This window comes from Pseudomonas putida group bacterium ESBL64 (genome assembly GCF_045277175.1).
Lineage (GTDB): Bacteria > Pseudomonadota > Gammaproteobacteria > Pseudomonadales > Pseudomonadaceae > Aquipseudomonas > Aquipseudomonas alloputida.
In genome coordinates this window covers 1,433,595-1,458,720 of the sequence record NZ_CP145799.1, presented here as the reverse complement: position 1 = coordinate 1,458,720, position 25,126 = coordinate 1,433,595, and the positions used below count along the sequence as shown (strand labels likewise).

23 protein-coding genes are annotated in these 25,126 nt (G+C 63.8%); 13 read left to right on the top strand and 10 right to left on the bottom strand.

From position 1 onward, the window contains the following. Positions 1–88 precede the first annotated feature (88 nt). The 4 genes from V6093_RS06590 to V6093_RS06575 are packed head-to-tail and all read right to left on the bottom strand — an operon-like array spanning position 89 to position 3,827. Positions 89–880, bottom strand: a complete 792-nt coding sequence (locus tag V6093_RS06590) for an ABC transporter permease (protein ID WP_004574210.1) — start codon at positions 878–880, stop codon at positions 89–91. After that, positions 877–1,617 (bottom strand): ABC transporter ATP-binding protein, encoded by a 741-nt coding sequence (locus V6093_RS06585; RefSeq protein ID WP_003254104.1) that lies wholly within the window; start codon positions 1,615–1,617, stop codon positions 877–879. Before V6093_RS06585 ends, V6093_RS06590 begins: the two co-directional genes overlap by 4 nt. Further along, a complete protein-coding gene (locus V6093_RS06580; RefSeq protein ID WP_265977639.1) occupies positions 1,614–2,603 on the bottom strand; it encodes a YVTN family beta-propeller repeat protein in 990 nt (329 codons plus the stop codon). The genes V6093_RS06585 and V6093_RS06580 overlap by 4 nt, the downstream gene beginning before the upstream one ends. A gap of 30 nt (positions 2,604–2,633) precedes the next feature. Continuing rightward, the gene (locus V6093_RS06575) at positions 2,634–3,827 is read right to left on the bottom strand and encodes an ABC transporter substrate-binding protein (RefSeq protein WP_014860446.1); all 1,194 of its coding nucleotides are present in this window, start codon (positions 3,825–3,827) and stop codon (positions 2,634–2,636) included. A 150-nt stretch (positions 3,828–3,977) separates the two neighbouring features. Between V6093_RS06575 and V6093_RS06570 the strand changes: the two genes are divergently transcribed. Continuing rightward, a complete protein-coding gene (locus V6093_RS06570) occupies positions 3,978–5,252 on the top strand; it encodes a histidine kinase (protein WP_047603010.1) in 1,275 nt (424 codons plus the stop codon). Continuing rightward, a complete protein-coding gene (locus V6093_RS06565; protein WP_003254098.1) occupies positions 5,252–5,890 on the top strand; it encodes a response regulator transcription factor in 639 nt (212 codons plus the stop codon). The genes V6093_RS06570 and V6093_RS06565 overlap by 1 nt, the downstream gene beginning before the upstream one ends. Before the next feature lie 358 nt (positions 5,891–6,248). Here the strand turns inward: V6093_RS06565 and V6093_RS06560 are convergent, their stop codons facing one another. Then, positions 6,249–6,908 (bottom strand): pentapeptide repeat-containing protein, encoded by a 660-nt coding sequence (locus tag V6093_RS06560; RefSeq protein WP_060544997.1) that lies wholly within the window; start codon positions 6,906–6,908, stop codon positions 6,249–6,251. Between the two features lie 66 nt (positions 6,909–6,974). Continuing rightward, complete coding sequence (gene exaA / locus V6093_RS06555; RefSeq protein WP_012052783.1) at positions 6,975–8,870, bottom strand: quinoprotein ethanol dehydrogenase; 1,896 nt, start codon at positions 8,868–8,870, stop codon at positions 6,975–6,977. Between the two features lie 254 nt (positions 8,871–9,124). On the opposite strand from exaA, the gene pedF reads away from it, so the two are divergent. The 11 genes from pedF (at position 9,125) to V6093_RS06500 (ending at position 20,806) form a co-directional block, all read left to right on the top strand. After that, positions 9,125–9,586, top strand: coding sequence for a cytochrome c-550 PedF (gene pedF, locus V6093_RS06550; RefSeq protein ID WP_014860448.1), 462 nt, complete (start codon positions 9,125–9,127; stop codon positions 9,584–9,586). A gap of 5 nt (positions 9,587–9,591) precedes the next feature. After that, positions 9,592–10,467 (top strand): ABC transporter substrate-binding protein, encoded by an 876-nt coding sequence (locus tag V6093_RS06545; protein WP_012052781.1) that lies wholly within the window; start codon positions 9,592–9,594, stop codon positions 10,465–10,467. Positions 10,468–10,475: 8 nt separating this feature from the next. Continuing rightward, positions 10,476–11,237, top strand: coding sequence for a quinoprotein dehydrogenase-associated SoxYZ-like carrier (locus V6093_RS06540; protein WP_047603008.1), 762 nt, complete (start codon positions 10,476–10,478; stop codon positions 11,235–11,237). Between the two features lie 38 nt (positions 11,238–11,275). Next, positions 11,276–12,199: a quinoprotein relay system zinc metallohydrolase 1 gene (locus tag V6093_RS06535; RefSeq protein ID WP_098090625.1), complete on the top strand. Its 924-nt coding sequence runs from the start codon at positions 11,276–11,278 to the stop codon at positions 12,197–12,199. 195 nt (positions 12,200–12,394) lie between these two features. Next, positions 12,395–14,182: a PQQ-dependent alcohol dehydrogenase PedH gene (pedH, locus tag V6093_RS06530; RefSeq protein WP_019751153.1), complete on the top strand. Its 1,788-nt coding sequence runs from the start codon at positions 12,395–12,397 to the stop codon at positions 14,180–14,182. A gap of 317 nt (positions 14,183–14,499) precedes the next feature. Further along, a complete protein-coding gene (locus V6093_RS06525; protein WP_003254088.1) occupies positions 14,500–16,020 on the top strand; it encodes an aldehyde dehydrogenase family protein in 1,521 nt (506 codons plus the stop codon). Between the two features lie 231 nt (positions 16,021–16,251). Continuing rightward, complete coding sequence (gene pqqA / locus V6093_RS06520; protein ID WP_003243383.1) at positions 16,252–16,323, top strand: pyrroloquinoline quinone precursor peptide PqqA; 72 nt, start codon at positions 16,252–16,254, stop codon at positions 16,321–16,323. A gap of 51 nt (positions 16,324–16,374) precedes the next feature. Continuing rightward, positions 16,375–16,647, top strand: coding sequence for a pyrroloquinoline quinone biosynthesis peptide chaperone PqqD (gene pqqD, locus V6093_RS06515; RefSeq protein ID WP_003254087.1), 273 nt, complete (start codon positions 16,375–16,377; stop codon positions 16,645–16,647). Between the two features lie 89 nt (positions 16,648–16,736). Next, positions 16,737–17,900, top strand: coding sequence for an alcohol dehydrogenase-like regulatory protein ErcA (gene ercA / locus V6093_RS06510; RefSeq protein ID WP_004576476.1), 1,164 nt, complete (start codon positions 16,737–16,739; stop codon positions 17,898–17,900). Then, a complete protein-coding gene (locus tag V6093_RS06505) occupies positions 17,884–19,554 on the top strand; it encodes a NahK/ErcS family hybrid sensor histidine kinase/response regulator (protein ID WP_108078370.1) in 1,671 nt (556 codons plus the stop codon). The genes ercA and V6093_RS06505 overlap by 17 nt, the downstream gene beginning before the upstream one ends. A 637-nt stretch (positions 19,555–20,191) precedes the next feature. Further along, positions 20,192–20,806 carry a hypothetical protein gene (locus V6093_RS06500; RefSeq protein WP_017147696.1) on the top strand — a complete coding sequence of 205 codons (615 nt, stop codon included), beginning with the start codon at positions 20,192–20,194 and terminating at the stop codon, positions 20,804–20,806. Positions 20,807–20,945: 139 nt separating this feature from the next. Here V6093_RS06500 and V6093_RS06495 read toward each other — a convergent pair whose 3' ends face one another. The 4 genes from V6093_RS06495 to V6093_RS06480 all read right to left on the bottom strand — a co-directional run bounded on the left by V6093_RS06495 (position 20,946) and on the right by V6093_RS06480 (position 25,125). Continuing rightward, positions 20,946–22,169, bottom strand: coding sequence for an OprD family porin (locus tag V6093_RS06495; protein WP_108078371.1), 1,224 nt, complete (start codon positions 22,167–22,169; stop codon positions 20,946–20,948). Positions 22,170–22,273: 104 nt separating this feature from the next. Beyond that, positions 22,274–23,656, bottom strand: coding sequence for a tripartite tricarboxylate transporter permease (locus V6093_RS06490; RefSeq protein WP_177342682.1), 1,383 nt, complete (start codon positions 23,654–23,656; stop codon positions 22,274–22,276). Then, a complete protein-coding gene (locus V6093_RS06485) occupies positions 23,656–24,108 on the bottom strand; it encodes a hypothetical protein (protein WP_014756318.1) in 453 nt (150 codons plus the stop codon). The genes V6093_RS06490 and V6093_RS06485 overlap by 1 nt, the downstream gene beginning before the upstream one ends. Positions 24,109–24,210: 102 nt before the next feature. Then, positions 24,211–25,125: a hydroxymethylglutaryl-CoA lyase gene (locus tag V6093_RS06480; protein WP_218643554.1), complete on the bottom strand. Its 915-nt coding sequence runs from the start codon at positions 25,123–25,125 to the stop codon at positions 24,211–24,213. Position 25,126: the final 1 nt, after the last annotated feature.

The window sequence follows — 25,126 nt, the reverse complement described above, 5'->3', positions numbered from 1 at the left end:
TTTCAGCTGCACCGCACACATGGCCGGGGCTGCTGCGCAGCCCAATCGCGACACAAGGCCGCTCCCACACGCGTTACACGCCAGGTTTTCAGCGCGGCTTGCGCAGCGCTGCATGCTGGGGGTTGAAGGTGAGGATCGCCAGCAGGGTGAACAGCCCGGTCAAGCCCAGGCACACCGCCAGCGCCAGCAGGTTCAACCGCTCATAAAGTGCAAACCGCACCAGCTCTACGGCATGGGTGAACGGGTTCACAGCACACAGCCAGTACAACCACTGGCTGGCCTCGCGCATTTTCCACAACGGGTACAGCGCCGACGACAGGAAGAACAGCGGGAAGATCACGAAGTTCATCACCCCGGCGAAGTTCTCCAGCTGGCGGATGGCGTTCGACAGCAATAGCCCCAAGGCACTGAGCATGAAGGCCACCAGCAGCAACGCTGGCAGCGCCATCAGCAGGCCTGCAGCCGGTGGCTGTACCCCGTATAACCAGGCGATGGCGAGGAAGGCATAGACTTGCAGCAGGGAAATCAATGAAGTTGCCAGCAGTTTGCTGCCCAGCAGGAACGGGCGTGGCAGCGGGCTGGTCAGCAACACGCGCATGCTGCCCATCTCGCGGTCGTAGACCATCGACAATGAGCCCTGCATGCCGTTGAACAGCAGAATCATGCAGGCCAGGCCGGGGATGATGTACACCTCGTAGGGGATGTAGGTGTCGTAGGGCTCGATGATGGCAATGCCCAGCGCTGCGCGAAAGCCGGCAGCGAACACCAGCAACCACAGCAGCGGGCGTACCAGCGCGCTGAGCAGACGTGTACGCTGCAGCACGAAGCGCAGCCATTCGCGCAGCATGATGCCGTTGAAACATTGCCAGTAAGCGTTCATCGGGCGTTGGCTCCTGAGGGGGCGTTGGTCAAGCGGGCAAAGGCGTGATCGAGGTCACCGCCGTGCTCAAGGCTCAGCGCATCGGCGGTGCCACTGGCCACCAGGCGCCCCTGATGCAGAATCAACAAATCATCGCTGGGCTGCACTTCGTCCAGCAGATGAGTGGCCCACAGCACACTGAGCTGCTGCTCGCGGCACAACCGGCGCAGGTGCTGGTTAAGCGCCAGGCGGCTGGCCGGATCGAGGCCGACGCTGGCTTCGTCCAGCAGCAGCAGGCGCGGTTCATGCAGCAGCGCGCGGGCAATTTCCACCCGCCGCCGATGGCCGATGTTCAGCTCACGCACACGATCGCGCCGGCGTTCACCAAGGCCTTGGCGGGCCAGTTCGGCTTCGACCCGCAGGTGGCTCTGACGCCGCGACAGGCCATGCAAGGCGGCGTGGTAGCGCAGGTTCTGCTCAACGCTCAGGTCCAGGTCCAGGGTGCTTTGCTGAAACACCACGCCCAGTTGGCGCAAGGCCGGGCGTGCAGCGTTGCGTAGCGAGCAGCCACACACGCGGATGTCGCCATGCTGCAGGTCGTACAGGCGCGTGAGCAGGGCGATCAAGGTCGATTTGCCGGCACCATTGGGGCCCAGCAATGCGGCGAAGCGCCCAGGTGCCAGGCTGAAACCGACCTGCCTGAGTGCCTCGCGCTGGCCATAGGCAAAGCTCACGTCACTGACGTCGAGGGCATTCATGGTGTCACCACCACGCCCCAGGGGTAGCGCCCGACCTTCACCGACTTGAGCACTTTGAGCTGCTTCACATCGATGACCGAAACGTCACCGCTGACACCGTTGGTGGCCAGCAACTGGCGCTGGTCCGGGGTGAATGCCAGCTGCCAGACCCGCCGCCCGACCAGCAGGTAGTCGAGCACATCAAAGGTCTTGGCATCGATCACCGCCACGTGGTTGGCCGGGCCCAAGGCGACGAAGGCGTACTTGCCATCGGCGCTGAGCTTGATGCCCACTGGCTGGACTTTGTCCGGGTGCACGCCCTTGATCTGGAAGTTCAGGGTTTTCAGCACCTGGCGCGTGGCCACGTCAAGTATGGTCACCGTGCCGCCGATTTCTGCCGAGGCCCACAGGCGCGAACCGTCTTTGCTGAACTCGACGAAGCGCGGGCGCTGGTCGACCAGCGTGCTGTCGGCCAGGGTCTGGGTGCTGGTGTCGATCCAGTGCAGCATGTTGGTGGTTTCACTGGTGTTGACCGCCCACTTGCCGTCAGGGCTGACCGCCATGCCTTCGGGTTCGATGCCGACTTCGATCTGCCCGAGCACCTTGTCGGTGACGGTGTCGATCACTGTCACCAGCGCATCGTCCTCGTTGGACACATACAGCCAGCGGTCGTTGGGGTGCAGGGCGAACTGCTCGGGGTCCTTGCCGGAAGGCAGCTCCTTGATGATCTTGCGTGTGGCCACGTCCATCACCTGCACCCGGTCCGAATCGCTGGCGCAGATGTACAGCAGCTTGCTGTCGTGTGACAGCAGCAAGCCACGCGGGCGCTGGCCCACCGGCAGGGTTTCGGTGACGTCCAGCGTTTGCAGGTCGATCAGGCTGAGGCTGTTGTCCTTCTCGTTGGAGACCCAGGCGGTGGCAGCCATGGCGTGACTGCTGGCCAGCGCCAGGGCGCCCGACAGCAGGCTGGGGTAAATCAGGGCCCGGTGGAAGAGGGGGCGGCGCATGGCGGATTCCTTATTGTTGTGGTTGTCGGGTCAGGGGTAGCTACACGTCACTTCGGGCTTGTCATAGCCCAGGCTGTCCATTTCGTTGAAGGGATGCAGGAAGCCCTCCTGCGGCGAGGTGCTGACCAGGGCGCGGGGCTGAACCAACGGGATCGGCTGGCGCAGTTCGCCGTTCCACGGGCGGTAACTGAGCTTGCGCCCCTTGAAGCCGTCCAGCGGCAACTGCTCGCTGAGCAGCAGTTGCTGCAGCGCGCGCGGTTCGGCCAGGCGCAGCTTGCTGGCCGCACTGGCGACACTGCGCACAGCCATCCAGGCGGCGAAGTCACGGTCATTCATCCAGCGCCCGGCCTGGGCCTCGAAGCGTTTTTGCAACTGCGCCGCCCCGAAGGTTTCCACCGTCTTGTGCCAGCCCGTGGGGGTCAGGCCCTGGGTACCGGCCACCGGGCGTGGATACCACGTCTGGTAGGGCAGGTACTCGCCGAAGTCACCGCGCTCGTCGGCCACCAGTACCACGTCGTATTCGGCAGTCTGGGTGAACAGCGGCATGTCGGCCTGGGCGCTGCGGCGCTGGTCGTTGTCGAACGTCCAGGTTTTTTCCGCGACCAGTTGCACGCCAAAACGCTTCACCGACCGCCGCAGGGCAGCGGCGTACGCCTGATCGTCCGGGGTCTGGCCGACCACCAGCAATGCCCGTTGCCATTTGCGCAGCACCAGAAACTGCGCCAAGGCATCGGCCAGCATGGCCCGGCTCGGCAGGCTGTGCAGGACATTGCCCAGGCACTGGCTGCTGCGCAGGCTGTCGTCGGGGCTGCCGGCGTTGAACAACAGGCTGTCGGGCAGGGCGGCAGACAGCGCGCGCAGGCTGGCGGCCGGGGCATTCACCACGAACAGGCGCAGGCCTTGTTCATGCTGGGCCCTGGCGGCTTGCAGCAGGGCCTCGGGGCTGTCGACATTGGCGCTGGTCAGCTGAAACTGCTGCTTCAGGAAGCGCCCGGTGCTGTTGCTGTCGACAATGGCCAGTTCGGCACCTTGGAGCCCGGCATCGCCGGGTTCGGGGATGACGTTGGACAGCAGCGGGCCAGCGGCGGGGCGATAGCCCAGGTAGCCGATGCGTATGTGCAACGGGGCTGCGGCCTGGCCCTGAGCGGCGGGCGCCTGGGGCGTAGCCAGCGTTGCGGCCAAGGCCAGCAGGCAGGTCAAGGCAAGGTGGGCAGGCTGGCGCATAACACACTCCACGGCAGATGGCGCCAGCATAGGAAGCCCGCCGGGAGGGGGGAATATGCAGAAAGTAGCGCTCGGCCGGTACCAAGGTAGTAATTCAGTGCGGGGGCCGCAGTTTTACGATGGTCCACAACGGCCTGAGGAGAACCGCTTGTGCGCCTTGTCAACTTGTCGGCCCTGTGGCGAGTCAACCTCTGGGTCACGTTATGCTTCGCCTTGGTGACGCTGGCTTGTGCCGGGGTGCTGTTGCACCAGGCGGTGGCCGACGTCGAGCGTGAGTTGCAGTCAGCCGAAGCCGTGGTGGCATACCTGGGCGACACCGCCGAACGCGACCCGGCAAACCTGCAGCCCGGCTTGACCAAGAACCTGCGCCATGTGCGGGTGCATTGGCTGGCAGCGGGTGAGGTGCCAAGGCTGCCGCAAGAGGCCGGTATGGATGCCTGGCTCGGCCGCCAGTTGTTCGGCGAGCGCTACCACAGCAGCCGGCTGCTGGACTTGAGTGATGGCCGCCGCGTGTTGATTGCCGTGGATGCGCGGGATGAAATCGATGAAGTCTGGGACTCCCTGCAACAACTGCTTGTCGTTTGTGGCCTGGCGTTGTTGCTGAGCTTGTTGACCATCCGCTGGGCGGTACGGCGGGCCATGGGCCTGCTGGATGAGCTGCTGGGCGCCTTGCATCAGGTTTCAGGCGGGCAATTGACGGCACGCCTGCGCGAAGCCGGCCTGCCGGAAGCGCGCCAGCTGGCCAAACACTTCAACCGCATGGCCGCAGCCCTGGAGCAGGCCCAGGCCGACAATGCCCACCTGACCCAGGCCCTGCTGGCGGTGCAGGAGCAGGAACGTACCCAGCTGGCGCAGACCCTGCACGATGATCTGGGGCAATACCTGGCAGGCATGCGTGCCCAGCTATGCCTGCTGCGTATGGTGGCCGAACAGCCTGAAGTGGTGACGCAGACGGCGCAGGCCCTTGAATTCAATTGCGAGCGCCTGCAGCAGGGTTTTCGCGCGCTGGTGCACAACTTGTATCCGGTGGCGCTGCACTACATGCCGTTGGCCGAGGCCTTCGGGCTGTTGGTGAGCCAGTGGCAGGCCAGCCAGGGCATCGAATGCCGGCTGCGGGTTGGCGAGCACTTGCCGGCGCTGCCTGGGGCGAGCAGAACGCATTTGTACCGCTTGCTGCAGGAGGCGTTGACCAACGTCGCCCGGCATGCCGGTGCCAGCCAGGTGCGGGTGCGCCTGCAGCGCAGTACCAAGGGCTTGCGCCTGTTCATTCGCGACAACGGCTGCGGCGGGTGCCAGCCCCAGCGCCCAGGGGTAGGCCTGCACTCGATGGCCGAGCGCGCCCGCAGCCTTGGGGGGGAGTTACGCATTTTCAGCCGCCCGGGCGGTGGCTGGGCGCTGGCCCTTAACATTCCCCAGGAGGTGTGATGAATATCGTGTTGGTCGATGACCACGCCGTGGTCCGCCAAGGCTACGCCAGCTTGCTGCGGGCGGTGCTGCCATTGGTGCAGGTGCGTGAGGCCGCCAGTGGTGAAGAGGCGCTGGCCAGGGTACAGGAGCAGGTGCCCAACCTGGTGATCATGGACTTTGGCCTGCCCGGTATCAGTGGCCTGGAAACCACCCGCCGCCTGCGCCAGCGCCTGCCGCAATTGCGGGTGCTGTTTTTCAGCATGCACGATGAGCTGCCGCTGGTGCGCCAGGCGCTGGATGCGGGGGCCTCGGGCTATCTGACCAAGAACTCGGCGCCCGAGGTGCTGATCGAGGCGGTGCAGCGGGTGTTGGCCGGGCATGCCTACATCGAGCAGCCCCTGGCCACCCAGCTGGCTTGCCTGTCACAGCAAAGCACCAGTGACCCCCGGTTGCAGCGCATGACCCAGCGCGAACTGGAGATATTCACGATGCTGGCCAAGGGCACCCCGGCGCGGGTGATTGCCGAGCAGTTGTGTATCAGTGCCAAGACCGTGTCCAACCACCTGACCTTGCTCAAGAGCAAGTTGCAGGTCAGCTCGCATGCCGAGCTGGTGCATCTGGGGATTGACCTGGGGGTGGTGCGGGTGGCGGGGTGAGGTATTTCATTGCACCTGTTGGGGCTGCGTCGCAGCCCTCCGCGCACAACGGAATGTGTCCAGCCCCCGACATGTGTCCACCCCCGAATCAGGCGTAGGAGCGGGTTTACCCGCGAATACGGTGGCGGCAGCAACAGTGAACGGCGGGTGGAAATTGGCCAGCAGGCCCGGCCCTTTCGCGGGTGAACCCGCGCCTACGACGGAATGTGTTCAACCCCCGATGCGTGTCCACCACCGATCCGTGTGTGTAGGAGCGGGTTTACCCGCGAATACGGTAGCGGCAGCAACAGTGAACGGCGGGTGGAAATTGGCCAGCAGGCCCGGCCTTTTCACGGGTGAACCCGCGCCTACAGGCTGCTCATTTGTCCCAGGTTTCAGGGCACCCCTTGCACCCCTCCATGTTGGCCTCCTGAAAATTCCCGTAATGCTGCCGCGCCCCGCGCAAATCGGCGTGTGCCAGGTTGCTCTGGCCAAACTTGGCCTCCTGCAGGTTGGCATCGCTCAGGTTGGCCGCTTGCAGGTCGGCCTTGCTCAACCAGGCCATCTCCAGGTCCGCCGCCTGCAAGTTGGCCTGCTGCAGCTTTGCCCCGGACAGCCTGGCGAACTGCAGGTAGGCTGCGCGCAGGTCAGCCTTTTCAAACTGTGCACCCTGGGCGAACAAGCCCCAGCCTTGAATGGCCACCAGCCTGCTGTTGCTCAGGTCAGCCAGGCGCAGATTGCTCTGTTGCAGGCTGGCGCGGGTAAGGTTGGCACCTTGCAGGCGGGCTTTTTCCAGATTTGCCAGGTCCAGCTGGGCATGACGCAGGTCGGCATCGCGCAGGTCGGCACCGGCCAGGTTCATCTTGCGCAGGTCCTGGTTGGCCAGGTTGGCGCCGCGCAGGTTGGCCCCCGGGCACTGGCTGGCTTCGGCAATCACACAGCCGTTGATGGTCAAGGGGGTATCGTTGCCGGCGTCGTCGGCGCTCACTGCCAAGGCAGGGGATAGCGCCAGCAGCAAGGTAAAGGGCAGGTAATTCATGGCAAAAGCCTCTGGGCAGGAGAAGGGCAGAAACGGGGAGGGGCGCAGGCCGCTCCCCGCTGCAGGTCAACGCTGTGCCGTCTTGTTGTCCCAGCTCGGGATCTTGAACACCCAGAACGAACCACCCTGAGCCACCGGCTTGGTCAGCTCGGCCATGTCGCCGCCCCACAGCGGTACTGCACCGCCGTAGCCCACGGTCACGCCGATGTACTGCTCGCCGTCCTGCTCCCAGGTGATGGGCGGCGAGACGATGCCGCTGCCGGTCTGGAACTTCCACAGCTCTTTGCCCGTCTTGGCGTCGAAGGCCTTGAAGAAGCCGTCGCCCGTGCCGGTGAACACCAGGTTGCCCTTGGTCGCCAACACCCCGGCCCATAACGGCAGGTGCTCCTTGTGTTCCCAGACCAGCTTGCCGGTGGTCGGGTCCATGGCGCGCAACGTGCCGACGTGGTCGTCGTACATGCGCTTGATACGGAAGCCCATGCCCAGATAAGCCGAGCCCTTCTTGTAGTTCACTTCCTCGGTCCAGTATTCCTCTTTCCACTGGTTGCCGGGGATGTAGAACAGCCCGGTGTCCTGGCTGTAGGCCATGGGGTTCCAGTTCTTGCCGCCCAGGAACGGTGGCGAGACTTCCACCGGCTTGCCCTTGGTTTCACCCGGCAGTGGCTTGGCCGGGCGTTGGCCGGGGTTTTCCACCGGGCGGCCGGTCTTCAGGTCGATATGGCTGGCCCAGGTGATGTTGTCGACGAAGGGGAAGGCGTTCTGCAGCTTGCCGTTGTTGCGGTCGACCACATAGAAGAAGCCGTTGCGGTCGGCGTGGGCGGTGGCCTTGACCACGTTGCCGTTCTTGTCCTTGTAGTCGAACAGCACCAGCTCGTTGTTGCCGGAGAAGTCCCAGGCATCGTTGGGGGTGTGCTGGTAGAACCACTTGACCTCGCCGGTACTCGGGTCGACGCCGACCTGGCCGGAGGTGTACAGGCTGTCGAAGTCATGCGGGTTGCCGTCTTTCGACGTGCGCGCCCAGGTATTCCAAGGGCCGGGGTTGCCAGCGCCGACAATGATGGTGTTGGTTTCGGGGTCGAAGCTCGCGCTTTGCCAAGGGGCTCCGCCGCCGTGGCTCCAGGCTTCGACCTTGCCGGTTTCGGTGGTAGGGTCGTCTGGCCAGGACGGCGCCTTGACGTCACCGGTCGGGGTGCTGTCCTTGCCGTTCAGGCGGCCCATGTGGCCCTCGACGAAGGGCCGCATCCACACTTCTTCACCGGTGTCCGGGTCGCGTGCGAACAGCTGGCCGACCACGCCGAATTCATCGCCGGAGCTGCCGTGGATCAGCAGCACCTTGCCGCTGGTCTTGTCCTTGATCAGCACTGGCGCACCGGTCATGGTGTAGCCGGCGCTGTGGTCGCCGAACTTCTTGTTCCACACCACTTTGCCGGTGCGCTTGTCGAGGGCGATGACACGCGCATCGAGGGTGCCAAAGTAGATCTTGTCGCCGTAGATCGCCGCCCCGCGGTTGACCACGTCGCAGCAGGGACGAATGTTGTCGGGCAGGCGGTGGTTGTAGGTCCACAGGCGTTTGCCGGTCTTGGCATCGAGGGCGAATACCCGCGAGTACGAGCCGGTGACGTAGACCACGCCATCGCTGACGATGGCCTGGGATTCCTGGCCGCGCTGCTTCTCGTCGCCGAAGGAGTAGGACCAGGCCGGGGTCAGCTTGAACACGTTCTTGTCATTGACCTGGGCCAGCGGGCTCCAGCGCTGGGCATTGGTGCCCATGCCGTACTGCAGCACGTCCTGGGTGGTCAGGTGGTCATTGGCGATGTCTTCCCAGGTGACGTTCTTGCCGGCAGGTGCAGCGGGTGTGCTGGCCGCTGTTGCCACATTGCCCAGGGCCAGGCTACCGGCTATCAGCAGGACGCGCACGCTCAGGGCCAGCGGGGAAAGGGCGGGTAGCGATCTTATTGTCATGGTTGCAGTTCCCAGTGGAGGTTTTGGCCTGCACAGGGTGGGGCGCAGCGGCCATCGCGGGATACGGAAAAAGTCCCGCCCTTGCCGGGAATAGTTCCCGCACGGCACCTCAATTGGCCCTTCGCCACAAGCCCTACTACCAAGGGATTAAGGCCCGGCCACCAAAGCAGCATTCGGCCACCCGCGGGCTGTTTCTAAGATGGCGGCACGGCCTCTGTGGTTGAGGCTTTGTGTGCAATGGTGAGGGCATAACAATGACAACAAAATGCAATGTGTTGCTGGCTGCTGGGTTGCTGGCCGCAGCCGTGCTGACCGGTACAGCCTGGGCCCATGGCAACGTGGTGCCCCAGGCAGTGGAGACCAAGGGCCTGACCCCGATCAAGGACACTGGCGTGAGCCTGGACGGCGACGGCTGGGCCGCGGTCAACCCGTACCGCAGCTCGCCCGAGCACGAAAAGGCCGTGGAAATCGGCGCCTCGGCCTACAACCAGAACTGCGCTGCCTGTCATGGCCTGGAGGCCAAGTCGGGTGGTATCGCCCCTGACTTGCGCATGCTCGATGCGGGTGATGCCGGCGATGAATGGTTCGTCGAGCGGGTACGCCACGGCGCGGTTCGCGACGGCCGCGTGTACATGCCGAAGATGGCCGACTACCTCAGCCAGGAAGCCCTGTGGGCGGTGCGCACCTACCTCGACAGCGTGCACGTCGAGGAGTGACGGCCATGCGTCTGTGGGCGGTGCTGTTGAGTGGCCTGCTGCTGTGTTGCGCGGCGGCCCAGGCGCAGGTGCGCAACTATGACGCGATCATCGCCGCCGGCGAGCTCAAGGTGGCAGTGTACAAGGATTTCGCCCCCTACAGTTTCCAGGACCACGGCCAGCCGCGTGGTGTCGATGTGGAGCTGGCGCAGGCCCTGGCCACGGCCTTGGGGGTACGCCTGCAACTGATCTGGGCGCCACCCGGAGAAAAGCTCGACGATGACCTGCGCGACTACATCTGGCGTGGCAGCCCGCTGCGTCATCAGCAATTGGCCGACCTGATGATGCGGGTGCCTTACGATCGCGCCTACGCGCAGCGGCGCAACGAGCTGGGGGAGCTGGAAAACGCCCAGGTGGTGATGTTCGGCCCCTATCAGCAGGAGCGTTGGCAGGTGGCCTACGATCGCCGTCGCCTGGCCTCGGTGGCCAGTGTCGCGGTATTCCAGCAGCATCCTATCGGGGTCGAGGTGGACAGCGTGCCGTCGTTCTACCTGACATCGGTGTTCAACGGCATGCTCAGCGCCAGGACCCACCATTACCCCAGCGTGCAGCAAGCTTTCGCTGCCATGCAGGCCGGCCAGGTGGACGCAGTGATGGCGATGCGCGGCGAGGTTGACTGGCAGCTGCACCAGGCCGCCGACCCGCAACTGGCCCTGGCAGAAAACGCTTACCCGAACCTTGGCAAACAGGCCTGGGAAATCGGCATGGCCGTACATGAAAGCAACCGGCAGCTGGCCTATGCCGTGGAGGAGGCCATGGAAGCGATGATTCGCGATGGCCGGCTCAAGGCGATGTATGCCGCATACGGCCTGCGTTACGAGGTCCCGGAGATGTATCAATAGGAGTGGCCATGAACTGGCGAGCAACTTTCCTGCTGGCCTGCTGGATGCCCTGGGCCGCCCAGGCTGCGACACAAGGCACCCACACAGACCCGGTGCCTTCTGTGATGTGGGACTTCTACCACAAGCAGTTGCTGGGGCAGGCGGCGTTCGTGTTCGATGACCGTGTGAAGCTTCTGGCGCCGCCCTTTGCCGAGGATGCACGGCAGGTACCGCTGGAGATCGACGCCCGGGCGTTCACGGGCGATGTGGTGCGGATTATCGCCTGGGCAGAACTGAACCCTCTGCCGCGCATCGTCGACTTTCAGCCCGGCGAGCGCGTGTTGCCCTGGTTGTCGATCCGCATCCGCATCGAACAGGCCACACCGTTGCGCGCCGCCGTACTGACACGCGATGGCCTGTGGCACGTCGGTTCGACCCTGATCGATGCTGCCGGCGGCGGTTGTACCGCACCCAGCGTGGTGCGCACCCAGCCCGGCTGGGAGGAGCACCTCGGGGAGGTGCTGGGCGGGCGCTACCCGCGTGGCGACAGCAGCCGCCTGCGCCTGCAGGTGGCCCACCCGATGGATAACGGCCTGGTCAGCGGCATTCCTGAATTCTTTCTCAACCATGCCGAGTTGCAAGGTGCAGATGGCCAGCGCCTGGCCAGCCTGGAACTGTACCCGGCGGTCAGCGAAAACCCCAACCTGGGCTTTGACATTCAGGGCCCTGGGCCAACACGGCTGCTGTTGCAGGACAACAGCGGCAACCAGTTCGAGGCGGCGCTGCCCTGAGCGCGTTGTCTGATTTCACCCTGACCCGAGGCACCGCCATGCGTTGGATCCTGCTGTTGCTGCTGTGCCTGGGGCTGCCGGCCCAGGCTGATCTGGCGTACCGGCTTACCCCCCGGCAGATCGCCGAGGGCACCTGGTTGCTGGAAGGCAGCACCGACAATTTCGCCAAGGCCAATGGCGGCAATGTGGTCAACACCGCGTTCATCGTCACCGACAGCGGTGTGGTGGTGATCGACAGCGGGCCGTCGAAGGGCTATGGCGAGGCATTGCGCAAGGCCATTGCCACCCTCACCGACAAGCCGGTAGTGGAGGTGCTGCTGACCCATCATCATCCGGATCATGTGCTGGGCAACCAAGCCTTTGCCGATGTGCCGATCGGTGCCCTGGCCGGCACCCGCGACCTGCTGCGCCAGCAAGGCGATGCCATGGCCGAGAACATGTATCGCCTGGTCGGCGACTGGATGCGCGGTACCGAGGTGGTGCTGCCGACCCGGGTGCTGCAGCCGGGGGGGCATGAGGTGGGCGGGCACCGCCTGAGGTTGTTGGGGCTGGGCGGGCATACGGGGGCCGACCTGGCGATTTTCGATGAAAAGACCGGCGTGCTGTTTGCCGGCGACCTGGTGTTCTACGACCGCGCCCTGACCACGCCCAACAGCCCGGGGCTGGACGTGTGGCTCAAGGACCTGGATACCCTGCAGGCACTGCCCTGGAAACAGCTTGTACCCGGGCATGGCCCCTTGGCCAGTGATGCGCAGCCGTTCGTGCAGATGCGTGACTACCTGGGCTGGCTCGATGGCCTGATGCGTGATGGCGCGGCGCGCGGTGACGACATGGCCGAGATGATCCGCAGCCCCATTCCCGAACGGTTTGCCGGGATCAGCCTGACGCGTTATGAGCTGATCCGCAGTGTCAGCCACCTGTACCCGCGTTACGAGCGCCAGCAGTTGCAGCGCTTGCCATGACATTTACGGTGCCTGTGAGCCCCCGCGCCGTCCGTGCCGCGCTCTATGGCTGCCCCCGTCCATCGCTCAGTCCCCTACCAAGGAACTAGAAAACTCCGCACTGCGGGCAATTGTTGGCAATCGGGTCGGGACCAAGAATTCCCGGCACACCGGGAAATTTTCCCGGGCACAACAAAAAAACCAAAGGTAGCCGTCATGACCCGATCCCCACGTCGCCCCTTGTTCGCCGTGAGCCTGGTGCTCAGCGCCATGCTGCTTGCCGGCGCGGCTCACGCCGCTGTCAGCAATGAAGAAATCCTCCAGGACCCGAAGAACCCGCAGCAGATCGTGACCAATGGCCTGGGCGTCCAGGGCCAGCGCTACAGCCCGCTGGATCTGCTCAACGTCAATAACGTCAAGGAGCTGCGCCCGGTCTGGGCGTTCTCCTTCGGCGGGGAGAAGCAGCGCGGCCAGCAGGCCCAGCCGCTGATCAAGGACGGGGTGATGTACCTGACCGGCTCCTACTCGCGGGTGTTCGCCGTGGACGCCCGCACCGGCAAGAAACTGTGGCAATACGATGCACGTCTGCCGGATGACATCCGCCCCTGCTGCGACGTGATCAACCGCGGCGTCGCACTGTACGGCAACCTGGTGTTCTTCGGCACGCTGGACGCCAAGCTGGTGGCCCTGAACAAGGACACCGGCAAGGTGGTCTGGAGCAAGAAGGTTGCCGACCACAAAGAAGGCTACTCCATCAGTGCCGCGCCGATGATCGTCAATGGCAAGCTGATTACCGGCGTTGCCGGCGGCGAGTTCGGCGTGGTGGGCAAGATCCAGGCGTACAACCCGGAGAACGGCGAGCTGCTGTGGATGCGCCCCACCGTGGAAGGGCACATGGGCTATGTGTACAAGGACGGCAAGGCGATCGAGAACGGTATTTCCGGCGGTGAGGCGGGCAAGACCTGGCCTGGCGACCTGTGGAAGACCGGCGGCGCCGCGCCGTGGCTGGGCGGTTACTACGACCCGGAAACCAACCTGATCCTGTTTGGTACCGGTAACCCGGCCCCGTGGAACTCGCACCTGCGCCCCGGTGACAACCTGTACTCCTCCTCACGCCTGGCACTGAACCCGGACGACGGCACCATCAAGTGGCACTTCCAGAGCACGCCGCATGACGGCTGGGACTTCGACGGCGTGAACGAACTGATCTCGTTCAACTACAAGGACGGCGGCAAGGAGATCAAGGCTGCCGCCACGGCCGACCGCAACGGTTTCTTCTACGTGCTCGATCGCACCAACGGCAAGTTCATCCGTGGCTTCCCCTTCGTTGACAAGATCACCTGGGCCACGGGCCTGGACAAGGACGGCCGGCCGATCTACAACGACGCCAGCCGCCCGGGTGCCCCCGGCAGCGAGGCCAAGGGCAGCTCGGTGTTTGTCGCGCCGGCCTTCCTCGGCGCCAAGAACTGGATGCCGATGGCCTACAACAAGGACACAGGGCTGTTCTACGTGCCGTCCAACGAGTGGGGCATGGACATCTGGAACGAAGGCATCGCCTACAAGAAAGGTGCGGCGTTCCTCGGCGCCGGTTTCACCATCAAGCCGCTCAACGAAGACTACATCGGCGTGCTGCGCGCCATCGACCCGATCAGCGGCAAGGAAGTGTGGCGCCACAAGAACTACGCGCCGCTGTGGGGCGGTGTGCTGACCACCAAGGGCAACCTGGTGTTCACGGGCACGCCAGAGGGCTTCCTGCAGGCATTCAACGCCAAGACCGGCGACAAGGTCTGGGAATTCCAGACCGGCTCAGGCGTGCTTGGCTCGCCCGTCACCTGGGAAATGGACGGCGAGCAATACGTCTCGGTGGTCTCCGGCTGGGGCGGCGCGGTGCCGCTGTGGGGCGGCGAAGTGGCCAAACGGGTCAAGGACTTCAACCAGGGCGGCATGCTCTGGACCTTCAAGTTGCCAAAGCAGTTGCAGCAAACGGCAAGCACCAAGCCATAACGCCTGCCTACTGCCGCTTGCTGCCGCTGATCGGTGGCAAGCGGCCCTAGGCTCTGACGAAAAGCCTTGATACTTGTTCATGCTGCGTTGAGAACCGCCTCGGAATGCTCATGTACTCCCGTACAGTTGGGCGCGACCCCGGCCGTTCCTCGGCTGTTTTCGCCTTGCCTGACCTGCGTCTCAAGACTTTTCGTACAGAGCCTACTACCAAATGACGAGAGCCCCGCTGCCAACGATGCATTCGCCCGGCACGCGGGGCTTCTTACCATCGGTGCATCGCCTGTCGTGGGACAGGCACCGACCCGCAGAGGCTCAGCATGATCTACGCACAACCCGGAACTCCAGGCGCCGTCGTATCCTTCAAACCCCGTTATGGCAACTTCATCGGTGGCGAGTTCGTGCAGCCGTTGGCTGGCCAGTACTTCACCAACAGCTCGCCGGTCAATGGCCAGCCGATTGCCGAATTCCCGCGCTCCACGGCCCAGGACGTCGAGCGCGCCCTGGACGCCGCGCATGCCGCCGCCGAAGCCTGGGGCAAGACCTCGGTGCAAGACCGTGCGCGGGTACTGCTCAAAATTGCCGACCGCATCGAACAGAACCTGGAAGTGCTGGCGGTTACCGAAAGCTGGGACAACGGCAAGGCCATACGCGAAACCTTGAATGCCGACGTGCCGCTGGCAGCGGACCACTTCCGCTATTTTGCCGGTTGCATCCGCGCCCAGGAGGGTGGCGTAGGCGAGATCAACGAAGGCACCGTGGCTTATCACATCCACGAGCCGCTGGGTGTGGTGGGGCAGATCATCCCGTGGAACTTCCCGCTGCTGATGGCCGCCTGGAAGCTTGCCCCGGCCTTGGCCGCAGGCAACTGCGTGGTGCTCAAGCCCGCGGAGCAGACGCCGCTGTCGATTACCGTCTTTGCCGAACTGATCGCCGACCTGTTGCCGGCAGGCGTACTGAACATCGTCCAGGGCTTTGGCCGTGAGGCCGGCGAGGCGCTGGCCACCAGCAAGCGCATTGCCAAGATCGCGTTCACCGGGTCCACCCCGGTGGGCTCGCACATCATGAAGTGCGCGGCCGAGAACATCATCCCGTCCACCGTCGAACTGGGTGGCAAGTCGCCGAACATTTTCTTCGAAGACATCATGCAGGCCGAGCCGGCATTCATCGAGAAGGCTGCCGAAGGCCTGGTGCTGGCGTTCTTCAACCAGGGCGAGGTGTGCACCTGCCCGTCACGGGCGCTGATCCAGGAGTCGATCTACGAACCGTTCATGGCCGAGGTGATGAAGAAGATCGCCAAGATCACCCGCGGCAACCCGCTGGATACCGAAACCATGGTGGGTGCCCAGGCGTCCGAGCAACAGTACGACAAGATCCTTTCGTACCTGGAAATTGCCCGGGAGGAGGGCGCGCAGCTGCTCACCGGCGGTGGTGCCGAGCGGCTGCAGGGTGACCTGGCCAGCGGTTACTACATTCAGCCAACCCTGCTCAAGGGCAACAACAAGATGCGCGTGTTCCAGGAAGAAATCTTCGGGCCGGTGGTGGGCGTGACCACCTTCAAGGACGAAGCCGAAGCGCTGGCGATCGCCAACGACAGTGAATTCGGCCTGGGCGCCGGCCTGTGGACCCGTGACATCAACCGCGCCTACCGCATGGGACGCGGGATCAAGGCCGGGCGAGTGTGGACCAACTGCTACCACCTGTACCCGGCGCATGCGGCGTTCGGGGGGTACAAGAAGTCCGGTGTTGGCCGTGAGACCCACAAGATGATGCTTGACCATTATCAGCAGACCAAGAACTTGCTGGTGAGCTACGACATCAATCCGCTGGGCTTCTTCTAAACCGCGTCGCGGCCTTCGCGGGCTCGCCCGCTCCCACAGGTTCACCGCTGGTTCCAGAACCGGTGCAGAGCCTGTGGGCGCGGGTTTGCCCGCGAAGAGGCCGGCACACGTAACGGCCTACCCGTACCAACGCACCCCGCCAGCTCGTTCCAAAGTAGCATTCGGTCCGGTCCGCCCCCGTGCATTAATGCTTCTACCGGAATCCTCCGGCACAAGAAGAGGACTTGCCCTATGTGGACTAAACCCGCCTATACCGACCTGCGCATTGGCTTCGAAGTGACGATGTATTTCGCCAACCGTTGATGACGGCCCGGCCATCGCCACGGTGGCCGGATCCTCCTGGAGCATGTGCCTGTGAACCTGATTGATCGCCAGCAAGCCCTTGCCTTGGGGCGAGGCTTGCGTCTGGACTGGGAGCCACAGAAGGCTTGCCACGTGCTGTTGTACGCCGGGGGCATCATCGAGCTCAATGCCAGTGCCGGCTGGGTCCTGGCGCTGCTGGACGGCCACAGTACCGTGGCAACGGTCATCGACCGCCTGGCACAACGCTTCCCCGATGTACCGGGGCTCGAAGAGGACGTACTGGCGTTTCTGGAGGTGGCCCGCGCCAAATCCTGGATAGAATGACCGGTAGCCCCGCTTTGGTCTGGTTGCTTTCGTGGTGGGATGCTTTACGCTGGCGGTTATCTTCCAGAACAATAAGAACAGGCTTACCAATGAGCCAGAGTTTCAGCCCCCTTCGCAAATTCGTATCGCCTGAAATCATCTTTGGTGCCGGCTGCCGGCACAATGTGGCCAATTACGCCAAAACCTTCGGTGCGCGCAAGGTACTGGTGGTCAGCGACCCTGGCGTGATCGCGGCCGGCTGGGTGGCGGATGTGGAGGCCAGCCTGCAGGCCCAGGGTATCGACTACTGCCTGTACACAGCGGTGTCACCCAACCCGCGGGTCGAAGAGGTGATGCTCGGCGCCGAAATCTATCGGCAGAACCACTGTGACGTGATCGTCGCCGTCGGTGGCGGCAGCCCGATGGATTGCGGCAAGGCCATCGGCATCGTGGTGGCCCATGGGCGCAGCATCCTCGAATTCGAGGGCGTGGACATGATCCGCGTGCCCAGCCCGCCGCTGATCCTGATCCCGACCACCGCCGGCACCTCGGCGGACGTGTCGCAGTTCGTGATCATTTCCAACCAGCAGGAACGCATGAAGTTCTCCATCGTCAGCAAGGCGGTGGTGCCGGACGTGTCGCTGATCGACCCGCAGACCACCCTGAGCATGGACCCGTTCCTGTCGGCCTGCACCGGCATCGATGCGTTGGTGCATGCCATCGAGGCCTTCGTGTCTACCGGCCACGGGCCGCTGACCGACCCCCATGCGCTGGAAGCCATGCGCCTGATCAATGGCAACCTGGTGGAGATGATCGCCAACCCTACCGATATTGCGCTGCGCGAGAAGATCATGCTCGGCAGCATGCAGGCGGGGCTGGCGTTCTCCAATGCGATCCTGGGCGCAGTGCACGCCATGTCGCACAGCCTGGGCGGCTTCCTCGACTTGCCCCATGGCTTGTGCAACGCTGTGCTGGTGGAGCACGTGGTGGCGTTCAACTACAGCTCGGCGCCGGAGCGTTTCAAGGTGATCGCCGAGGTGTTTGGTATCGACTGCCGCGGTCTCAATCACCGGCAGATCTGCGGGCGGCTGGTGGAGCACCTGATTGCCCTGAAGCGTGCCATCGGCTTCCATGAAACATTGGGCCTGCACGGGGTGCGCACGTCCGATATCCCGTTCCTGTCGCAACACGCGATGGACGACCCGTGCATCCTCACCAACCCCCGTGCGTCCAGCCAGCGTGATGTCGAGGTCGTTTATGGCGAGGCCCTCTGACGAGCAGCAGCGGGCGTTGGCCGGGTTGCTGGGGCTGGGTGACCACTCGGCGCGCAAAAGCCATTACCCGGAGCTGTCCGCCCGCCTGGACGAACTGGAAGCCGAACGCAACCGTTACAAATGGCTGTTCGAAAACGCCGTGCACGGTATTTTCCAGGCCAGCCTTCAGGACGGCATGCGTGCCGCCAACCCGGCGTTGGCGCGCATGCTCGGCTATGACGACCCGCAATCGGTGCTGTTTTCCCTGACGGACCTGGCCGCCAACCTGTTTGACGGCGGTGCCGAGGAGTTACAGGCCATTACCGCAGTGCTCGCCCGTGAGCACAGCCTGCACGGCTACGAAACCCGTTTGCGGCGCAAGGACGGCAGCCATCTCGATGTGCTCATGAACCTGCTGCTCAAACCCGGCCATGAAGGGCTGGTGGAGGGGTTCGTTGCCGACATCACCGAGCGCAAGCTGGCCCAGCAACGCCTGCAACAGCTCAATGATGAACTGGAGCAACGGGTCGCTGCGCGTACCGATGAATTGCTGGAGGCGCGCGATGCTGCTGAAGCTGCCAACCGCAGCAAGGACAAATACCTCGCCGCCGCCAGCCATGACCTGCTGCAACCGCTGAACGCCGCCCGCTTGCTGATCTCGACCTTGCGCGAGCGGCCATTGCCAGAGGCCGAGCATGTGCTGGTGGAGCGGACCCACCAGGCCCTGGAGGGCGCGGAAGACCTGCTGACCGACCTGCTGGACATTTCCCGGCTCGACCAGGCGGCGGTAAAGCCGGATGTGGCCGTGTACCGCCTCGACGAGTTGTTCGCACCACTGGTCTCGGAGTTCCGCTCGGTGGCCGATGCGGAAGGCCTCAAGCTGCATGCGCGCATCCCGGACTGTGCCATCAGCACTGACCTGCGGCTGATGACACGTATCCTGCGCAACTTCCTCAGCAACGCCTGCCGCTACACCGACGAAGGCCGGATCTTGCTTGGGGCAAGGCGCCGGGGTGGCCATTTGCGGCTGGAAGTGTGGGATACCGGGCGGGGTATTGCCGAAGACCGGTTACAGGCGATCTTCCTTGAGTTCAACCAACTGGACGTCGGCCGCGCAGCGGATCGCAAGGGCGTGGGGCTGGGGTTGGCCATCGTCGAGCGGATTGCCAAGATTCTCGGCTACCGGATTGAGGTACGTTCGTGGCCGGGGCGTGGTTCGGTGTTCAGCATCGAGGTCCCGCTGGGTAAAGAGGTGCCGCTGGCCGCTCACCAGGTTGTGCCGCTGCCAAGCGTCGGCAACCCGCTACCGGGCCGCCGCCTATTGGTACTGGACAACGAAGTGAGCATCCTCGAGAGCATGGGCGCGCTGCTTGGGCAGTGGGGCTGCGAAGTGGTGACCGCGACCGACCAGGCAGGTGCCTTGCTGGCCTTGCAGGGGCAGGCCCCGGAACTGATCCTGGCCGACTACCACCTGGACCATGGCGTGGTGGGTTGCGAGGTGGTCAGGTATTTGCGTGAGCATTTTGCGGTTGCCATACCGGCGGTGATCATCACCGCCGACCGCAGCGATCAATGCCGGCGGGGCTTGCAGAAATTGGGGGCGCCGCTACTGAACAAACCTGTGAAACCGGGAAAATTGCGAGCTGTATTGAGCCAGTTGCTCCTGGTGCATTGATTGCGCAGGGCTCATTGGGGGCGCGGGTACTGCATTTGCCAGAAGCCTGCGCTGTACCTGTGGGAGCGGGCTTGCCCGCGAAAAGATGAAATGGGGTGGCGCTGTATAACCCCCTGATTTGGAGTTGCCCTGCGAACAACGAAGTAGAGCCGTGAAGGCCCGTTGCGACGTTTGGATCCAGTGATCAGAAAACTTTACCATTCGGTCAGCTTGCAAAAAGTTAGCAAACTAACTAATGCGGCTTTAAATACCGCTGGTCGGTGCTTTTGCTCAAGAAATGAACGATTACCCTGTTGATGGCTCATATTTGCCAGCAGGTGTATTCGCAGGAACTGCACCTGGCATCTCTCAGGAAGTTATCAACCTTAAAACTCATGTGGGTCGCAGGGACTCACATGGGGATTTTTATTGTCTCTGATCATGGAGTAACGCCTATGCCCAACCGAGGCTCAACGGTTGAGTCGCTGTGTATTCATGTTTCAATCCGCTGTTTCAATTAACGATATGAATGGGGTCTTGCCGTTGCGATCACGCCGTTCGCACGCCTGTAGCACGGCCCGCTAGCGCTAATGCATTACGTGGAGAATTCGACGTGGAGTTTAATACAATTATTAGCCTGTTCGGGCAGAAAGAATCCATGGAGCTGGTGCGGTTGTCGGTTATTTATGTTCATTTGCTGGCCTGCTGCGTTGCCATCGGGCTGGTGTTTGCCAGCGATGCCGAGATGGTCAGGGACTTGTTGAAGGGTCATCAACAGGCCGGGCATGACGGCAGGCATATGGCACGTTTGCAGAAGTCTGTAACGAACGCCTTGATGTTCTTGTGGCTCACGGGGGCTGCCGTCATCGGTATCGACTACCTTGAAAAAGGCATGGGTTACTTTGCCAATCCGAAACTTCACGCCAAAGTTATTATTGTCCTGTTGCTGACATTCAATGGCATGTTGTTGCACCGTTATGTCCTGCCGGCGTTACTCAAGGCGGGCTCTTTGCTTGACCTGAATATCGGCGTGCGCATGTTTGCACTGTTCTCCGGCGCGTTGTCCGGTGTGTCCTGGTTATATGCGGCAATGTTGGGTGTCGGTCGGCCGCTGGCCTGGAAGTATTCGCTGACCGAGTTGCTGCTGGCCTATCCAGTCATGATCCTGCTCGGCTTTGCCCTGATGGCCGCACTGACCCAGTGGGCGCGCAAACGCACCATGGCCAAAGCGACGCAAGCACCTGTCTGGCCGCTGGCGGGCATTCCTTGCTGATAGCCTGAGCCACGGCGCTGAACGCAGTTCGCTGCGAACCTGTAACGCGGGTTCGCGGCGTTGTTGAGGCTTTGGACATGACACAGGCTTAACTGGCCGGAGAACGTCGCCTTGCTGCGTCGCTGAGTATCCGGCGCATTTACAAGATCGAAAACGGATAACTCACGATCACCCGGTGCTCATCGAACTCATTGCTGCTGAAGTCCCTGCGCAAGGTTGAACTGCGCCACCTCACGGTCAGGTCACGCAATGTGCCGCTTTGAAGGGTGTAGGCCAGCTCGGTTTCGCGGCCCCATTCCTTGCCATCGCGCACGCTGCCGACGCGCACGCTGTCGCCGCTGATGTAACGGGTCATGAATTGCAGGCCGGGCAGGCCGTCGACCGCGAAGTTGTGGTCGTAGCGCAGCTGCCAGGAGCGCTCGTGGGCGTTGTCGTAGCTGGAGTTGTAGCTGTCGTTGGCCAGGCTGGTGCCGGCAGTGCCATTGACCCGCATCCAGCCGGTGTCGCCGCTGACCCGCTGCAGCCCCAGATACAAGGTATGGCCGCCGGTACGTGCGCAGAGCAGCAGCGAGGTGGTGCGGTTGTCCATCGCACCCGCCAGCGAGCGGCCGCTGTCGTTGCCGACGAAGTAGCCGAGGTTGGCCCCCAGGGTCCAGTTGCCCACGGTCTGGCTGTGGATCAGGTTGTAGTACTGTTGGCGGTAGATGTCTTGCAGGTCCGAATGCCAGACGGCGAGTTGGGTGGCCTTTTCGTTGAACAGGTATTCGGCACCGAGGATGTCCAGGCGGTCCGAGGTGGCGGTGGGCCTGCCGGCCATGAACAGGTCCTCCATGCTGGCGTCGTTGCGCGGGCTGTTGCCACGCAAACGTGCGCCGTAAAGGGTCAGGTTGTCGATTTCGCGGGAGGTGAGCTGGGCGCCCTGGAAGGTCTGGGGCAGCGAGCGACCGTCGTCCGAACGCAGCACCGGCAGCATCGGCGACCATTCGCCAACCTTCAGCTCTGTGGCTGAAACGCGTGCCTTGAGTGCCACACCCAGGCGGCCGAAATCATCCGCCGGGCGGCCATCGTCGTGCACCGGCAGCAACTGGGTACCGGCAGTGCCGCGGCCGCCGTCGAGCTTGACCGAGTACAGCCCCAGCACATCCACACCAAAGCCGACCACGCCCTGGGTAAAGCCGGAGCGGGCGTCGAGGATGAAGCTTTGCGTCCATTCTTCGGCCTTGCCCTGGGGGTAGGCCGGGTCGACGAAATTGCGGTTGATGTAGAAGTTGCGCAGGGTCAGGCCGACCTTGGCGTCTTCGCTGAAGCCTTGGGCCAGGGCGCTGCCGGCGCCAAGCAGCAGGCAAGCGCAAGCCACCGTCATGCGGCAAGGGGGGCAAAGGATATTCATTGTTGTTGTTCCTTTCTTGCAGGCGAGTGAAACCACGCAGCCGCAGTGGCTGCGTGGCAGAGCAGGGGAGGGTCAGTTCAGCCGAACAGGGCGACGATGGCCGGCACGCTGAGCACGGCGGTGTAGTAGCCCATGAATTGCACGCCGATGTTGAAGCCGATGAAACGGTACAGGAAGCCACCCAGCAGGCCGACCGTGAGGATCACCAGCAGGCCCAGCAAGCCGCCTTCCCACAGGCCGATCACCAGGATCAGGCCGACGAACGTGGCGATCACCGCCTCGTGGCTGATGCGTCGGGACACGAACGAGGCGGCGCGGTGGGCGAAGTTCATCGAGAAGGGGTAGGCAATCAGGATGGCGATCACGACCGCCAGCATGCCGTAGGCGAGGAACTCGCTTGCGCTGAGCAGGTTGTGCAGGTTGTTCACCTGCCCGCTGGCGCTGTCCACGGTGAAGCGTGGTGGGGCGTTGAACAGCGGTGCGGCCGGCCCGGCGGCTACCGGGCTGAGCGGCAGGCCAAAGGCGATCAGCGGGATCAGCGCCTCGGCAATGTAGGTGGACTCGGTAACACCATTGCGCACGCTGATGACCGTGGTCAGCCGGTGATAGGCGTGCTTGATGCGCGAGCCCACCACTTCACCGAGGATTACCGTCATTGCCACCGGGCTGAACACGAAGGTGGCACTGGACACCGTGGCGGTGGCCAAGGTCCAGCCGGCCTGGCGGCGGTCCAGTACCTTCAACGGGTTGGGGAACCATCCACCCCAGCCCTTGACGTCCGGCGACAGGGCAAAGGTGCGTTGCTCGCTGCGCTTCATCCGCGCCCGCTCTGCCGGGGCGAGCATGGCAAACAGGGCGGCGATCAGCGGGCCGATGGCGATACCCAGAAAGTAGCTGACGCTGAGTTTGACGCCGTGCTGGCCGGTGAGGGTCTGCAAGGCAATGATCACCAGCACGAAGGGCAGCAGCGCCAGCACCGAGGCCCAGCGGCCGGCCGAGAAGTAGGCAATGGTGGTGGCGGCAGCGAGGAACACCCAGGGCGCCGCCTGTTTGATCGCATCGCCGAAGGGCGCCAGCAGCACGGCGAACAGCACCGCCAACGGGACTGCCACCAGGGCGGCGATCACCGCGCCGGAGATCATCTTGCGCAGGGCGATATGCGGCACGCCAAGGTTGCGCAGGAAGTTCGCTTCGCGCATCAGTGGGGTAGCCATGGTGTCTCCGGGGATGCCGAGCAACGCCGTGGGTACCGCGTGGGTCATGTGCTTGGCCACCGCGCCGGCAAGGAAGAAGGTGAACACCCCGGCCGCGGGCACGCCCAGCAGTACCACCAGCAAGGTCAGGGGCGCCAGGGTGGTGGTTTCGTCGCTGCCGGAGATCAGGCCGATGGCAGCAAACACCACGGCACCGATCACGCCCATCAGCACGGCTATCAGAACCTGGTCGAACAGGGCGTCCATCAGGCGGCACCTCGCTTCAGGGCGGCGGTGCTTGTGCAGGCGACGGCTGCGTTGGCGGGCTCGGCTTCATCGAACAGGCGCTCCAGGCCCAGTTCACGCAACTCGTTGCGTACCGCTTGCGGCAGGTCGCTGAGCTGGCCGATGCCGCCGTACTCGCTGCGCAGCGCTTCGATCACCTGCTGGCGCCAGGCAGGGTCGGCGACGTGCTCGACCACATGGCGCTTGGGTTTGAACAGGCATGCGCTGACCCCGCCGCCCAGCAGTGAGCCGAGAATGCCGAGCAACATGGCGTAGGCGCGGGCCATCTGGCTGGACTCGACCCAGCCGGTCAGCAAGTGCGCAGCCAGAAAGAACGTGCCCAGGCTGCAGGCGGCGCCGATGGCGATGGCGGCGAGCAGGTGGCGGCTGTCCACGGTGTCGCCCCAGACTTCATACAGGTTGTCGTCAGCCATGGTCCACCTCCGGGTGGAGGGGCTGCAGGCGGCATTCAAGGGTCATTGGTTTTCTCCTGCCCTTGCGGGCTTGTTGTTTTTGTACGGGAGCTACAGGCGCAATCAGTGCTGGCTGACGCTCCTTGCCGCCAGGGCGAGGCCGGCGCGGGAGCGGTTGGCGGTGCCCAGCTGGGCGCTGATGTGCACGCCAACCCGTGCCACGGCCTCCAGGTCGACACCGGTGCTGTAGCCCAGGCCGTGCAACAGGTACAACAAATCTTCCGTGGCCACGTTGCCGCTGGCACCAGGCGAGTAGGGGCAGCCGCCAAGGCCTGCGACCGAACTGTCGAAGGTGCGTACACCTTGCGCCAGCGCGGCATGAACATTGGCGATGGCCATGCCCCAGGTATCGTGGAAATGGCCGGCCAACGCTGCCACCGGCACGTGCTGCGCGCAGTGCTCGAACAGCTGCGCGGTTGCGTCCGGCCGGCCGGCACCGATGGTGTCGCCCAGGCTGATCTCGTAGCAGCCCAGTTCGTGCAGGCGCCGTGCGACCTTGGCCACGGCCTCTGGCGTCACCGCACCACTGAATGGGCAGCCGAGTACGCAGGATACATAACCGCGCACACGGACAGAGGCTTGCCTGGCTGCTTGCAGCACGGGGATGAAGCGTTCGAAGCTGTCATCGATGGAGCAATTGATGTTGTTGCGCGAGAACGCCTCGGAGGCGGCGGCGAACACCGCCACCTCGCGGCATCCGGCCCGTTGCGCGGCCTGGAAGCCTTGCAGGTTGGGCACCAGGCCTGCGTAGCGAACCCCGTCGTCGTTGGGCAACTGGCGCAACACTTCCTCGCTGCCGGCCATTTGCGGCACCCAGCGCGGCGACACGAAGGCACCGGCTTCGATGTGCCGCAGGCCGGTGGCCGCCAGCGCGCCGATCAAACTTACGCGGGCGGCCACCGACAATGGCTGGCGCTCGTTCTGCAGGCCGTCACGCGGGCCGACTTCAAACACCTTTACCGCTTGCGCCGGGGCCATG

Bases quoted from the DNA above. Each gene is read 5' to 3' on its own strand.
- V6093_RS06590 (WP_004574210.1), bottom strand. From the start codon at position 880: ATGAACGCTTACTGGCAATGTTTCAACGGCATCATGCTGCGCGAATGG.
- V6093_RS06585 (WP_003254104.1), bottom strand. From the start codon at position 1,617: ATGAATGCCCTCGACGTCAGTGACGTGAGCTTTGCCTATGGCCAGCGC.
- V6093_RS06580 (WP_265977639.1), bottom strand. From the start codon at position 2,603: ATGCGCCGCCCCCTCTTCCACCGGGCCCTGATTTACCCCAGCCTGCTG.
- V6093_RS06575 (WP_014860446.1), bottom strand. From the start codon at position 3,827: ATGCGCCAGCCTGCCCACCTTGCCTTGACCTGCCTGCTGGCCTTGGCC.
- V6093_RS06565 (WP_003254098.1), top strand. From the start codon at position 5,252: ATGAATATCGTGTTGGTCGATGACCACGCCGTGGTCCGCCAAGGCTAC.
- V6093_RS06560 (WP_060544997.1), bottom strand. From the start codon at position 6,908: ATGAATTACCTGCCCTTTACCTTGCTGCTGGCGCTATCCCCTGCCTTG.
- exaA (WP_012052783.1), bottom strand. From the start codon at position 8,870: ATGACAATAAGATCGCTACCCGCCCTTTCCCCGCTGGCCCTGAGCGTG.
- pedF (WP_014860448.1), top strand. From the start codon at position 9,125: ATGACAACAAAATGCAATGTGTTGCTGGCTGCTGGGTTGCTGGCCGCA.
- V6093_RS06545 (WP_012052781.1), top strand. From the start codon at position 9,592: ATGCGTCTGTGGGCGGTGCTGTTGAGTGGCCTGCTGCTGTGTTGCGCG.
- V6093_RS06540 (WP_047603008.1), top strand. From the start codon at position 10,476: ATGAACTGGCGAGCAACTTTCCTGCTGGCCTGCTGGATGCCCTGGGCC.
- V6093_RS06535 (WP_098090625.1), top strand. From the start codon at position 11,276: ATGCGTTGGATCCTGCTGTTGCTGCTGTGCCTGGGGCTGCCGGCCCAG.
- pedH (WP_019751153.1), top strand. From the start codon at position 12,395: ATGACCCGATCCCCACGTCGCCCCTTGTTCGCCGTGAGCCTGGTGCTC.
- V6093_RS06525 (WP_003254088.1), top strand. From the start codon at position 14,500: ATGATCTACGCACAACCCGGAACTCCAGGCGCCGTCGTATCCTTCAAA.
- ercA (WP_004576476.1), top strand. From the start codon at position 16,737: ATGAGCCAGAGTTTCAGCCCCCTTCGCAAATTCGTATCGCCTGAAATC.
- V6093_RS06505 (WP_108078370.1), top strand. From the start codon at position 17,884: ATGGCGAGGCCCTCTGACGAGCAGCAGCGGGCGTTGGCCGGGTTGCTG.
- V6093_RS06500 (WP_017147696.1), top strand. From the start codon at position 20,192: ATGGAGCTGGTGCGGTTGTCGGTTATTTATGTTCATTTGCTGGCCTGC.
- V6093_RS06495 (WP_108078371.1), bottom strand. From the start codon at position 22,169: ATGACGGTGGCTTGCGCTTGCCTGCTGCTTGGCGCCGGCAGCGCCCTG.
- V6093_RS06490 (WP_177342682.1), bottom strand. From the start codon at position 23,656: ATGGACGCCCTGTTCGACCAGGTTCTGATAGCCGTGCTGATGGGCGTG.
- V6093_RS06485 (WP_014756318.1), bottom strand. From the start codon at position 24,108: ATGGCTGACGACAACCTGTATGAAGTCTGGGGCGACACCGTGGACAGC.
- V6093_RS06480 (WP_218643554.1), bottom strand. From the start codon at position 25,125: ATGGCCCCGGCGCAAGCGGTAAAGGTGTTTGAAGTCGGCCCGCGTGAC.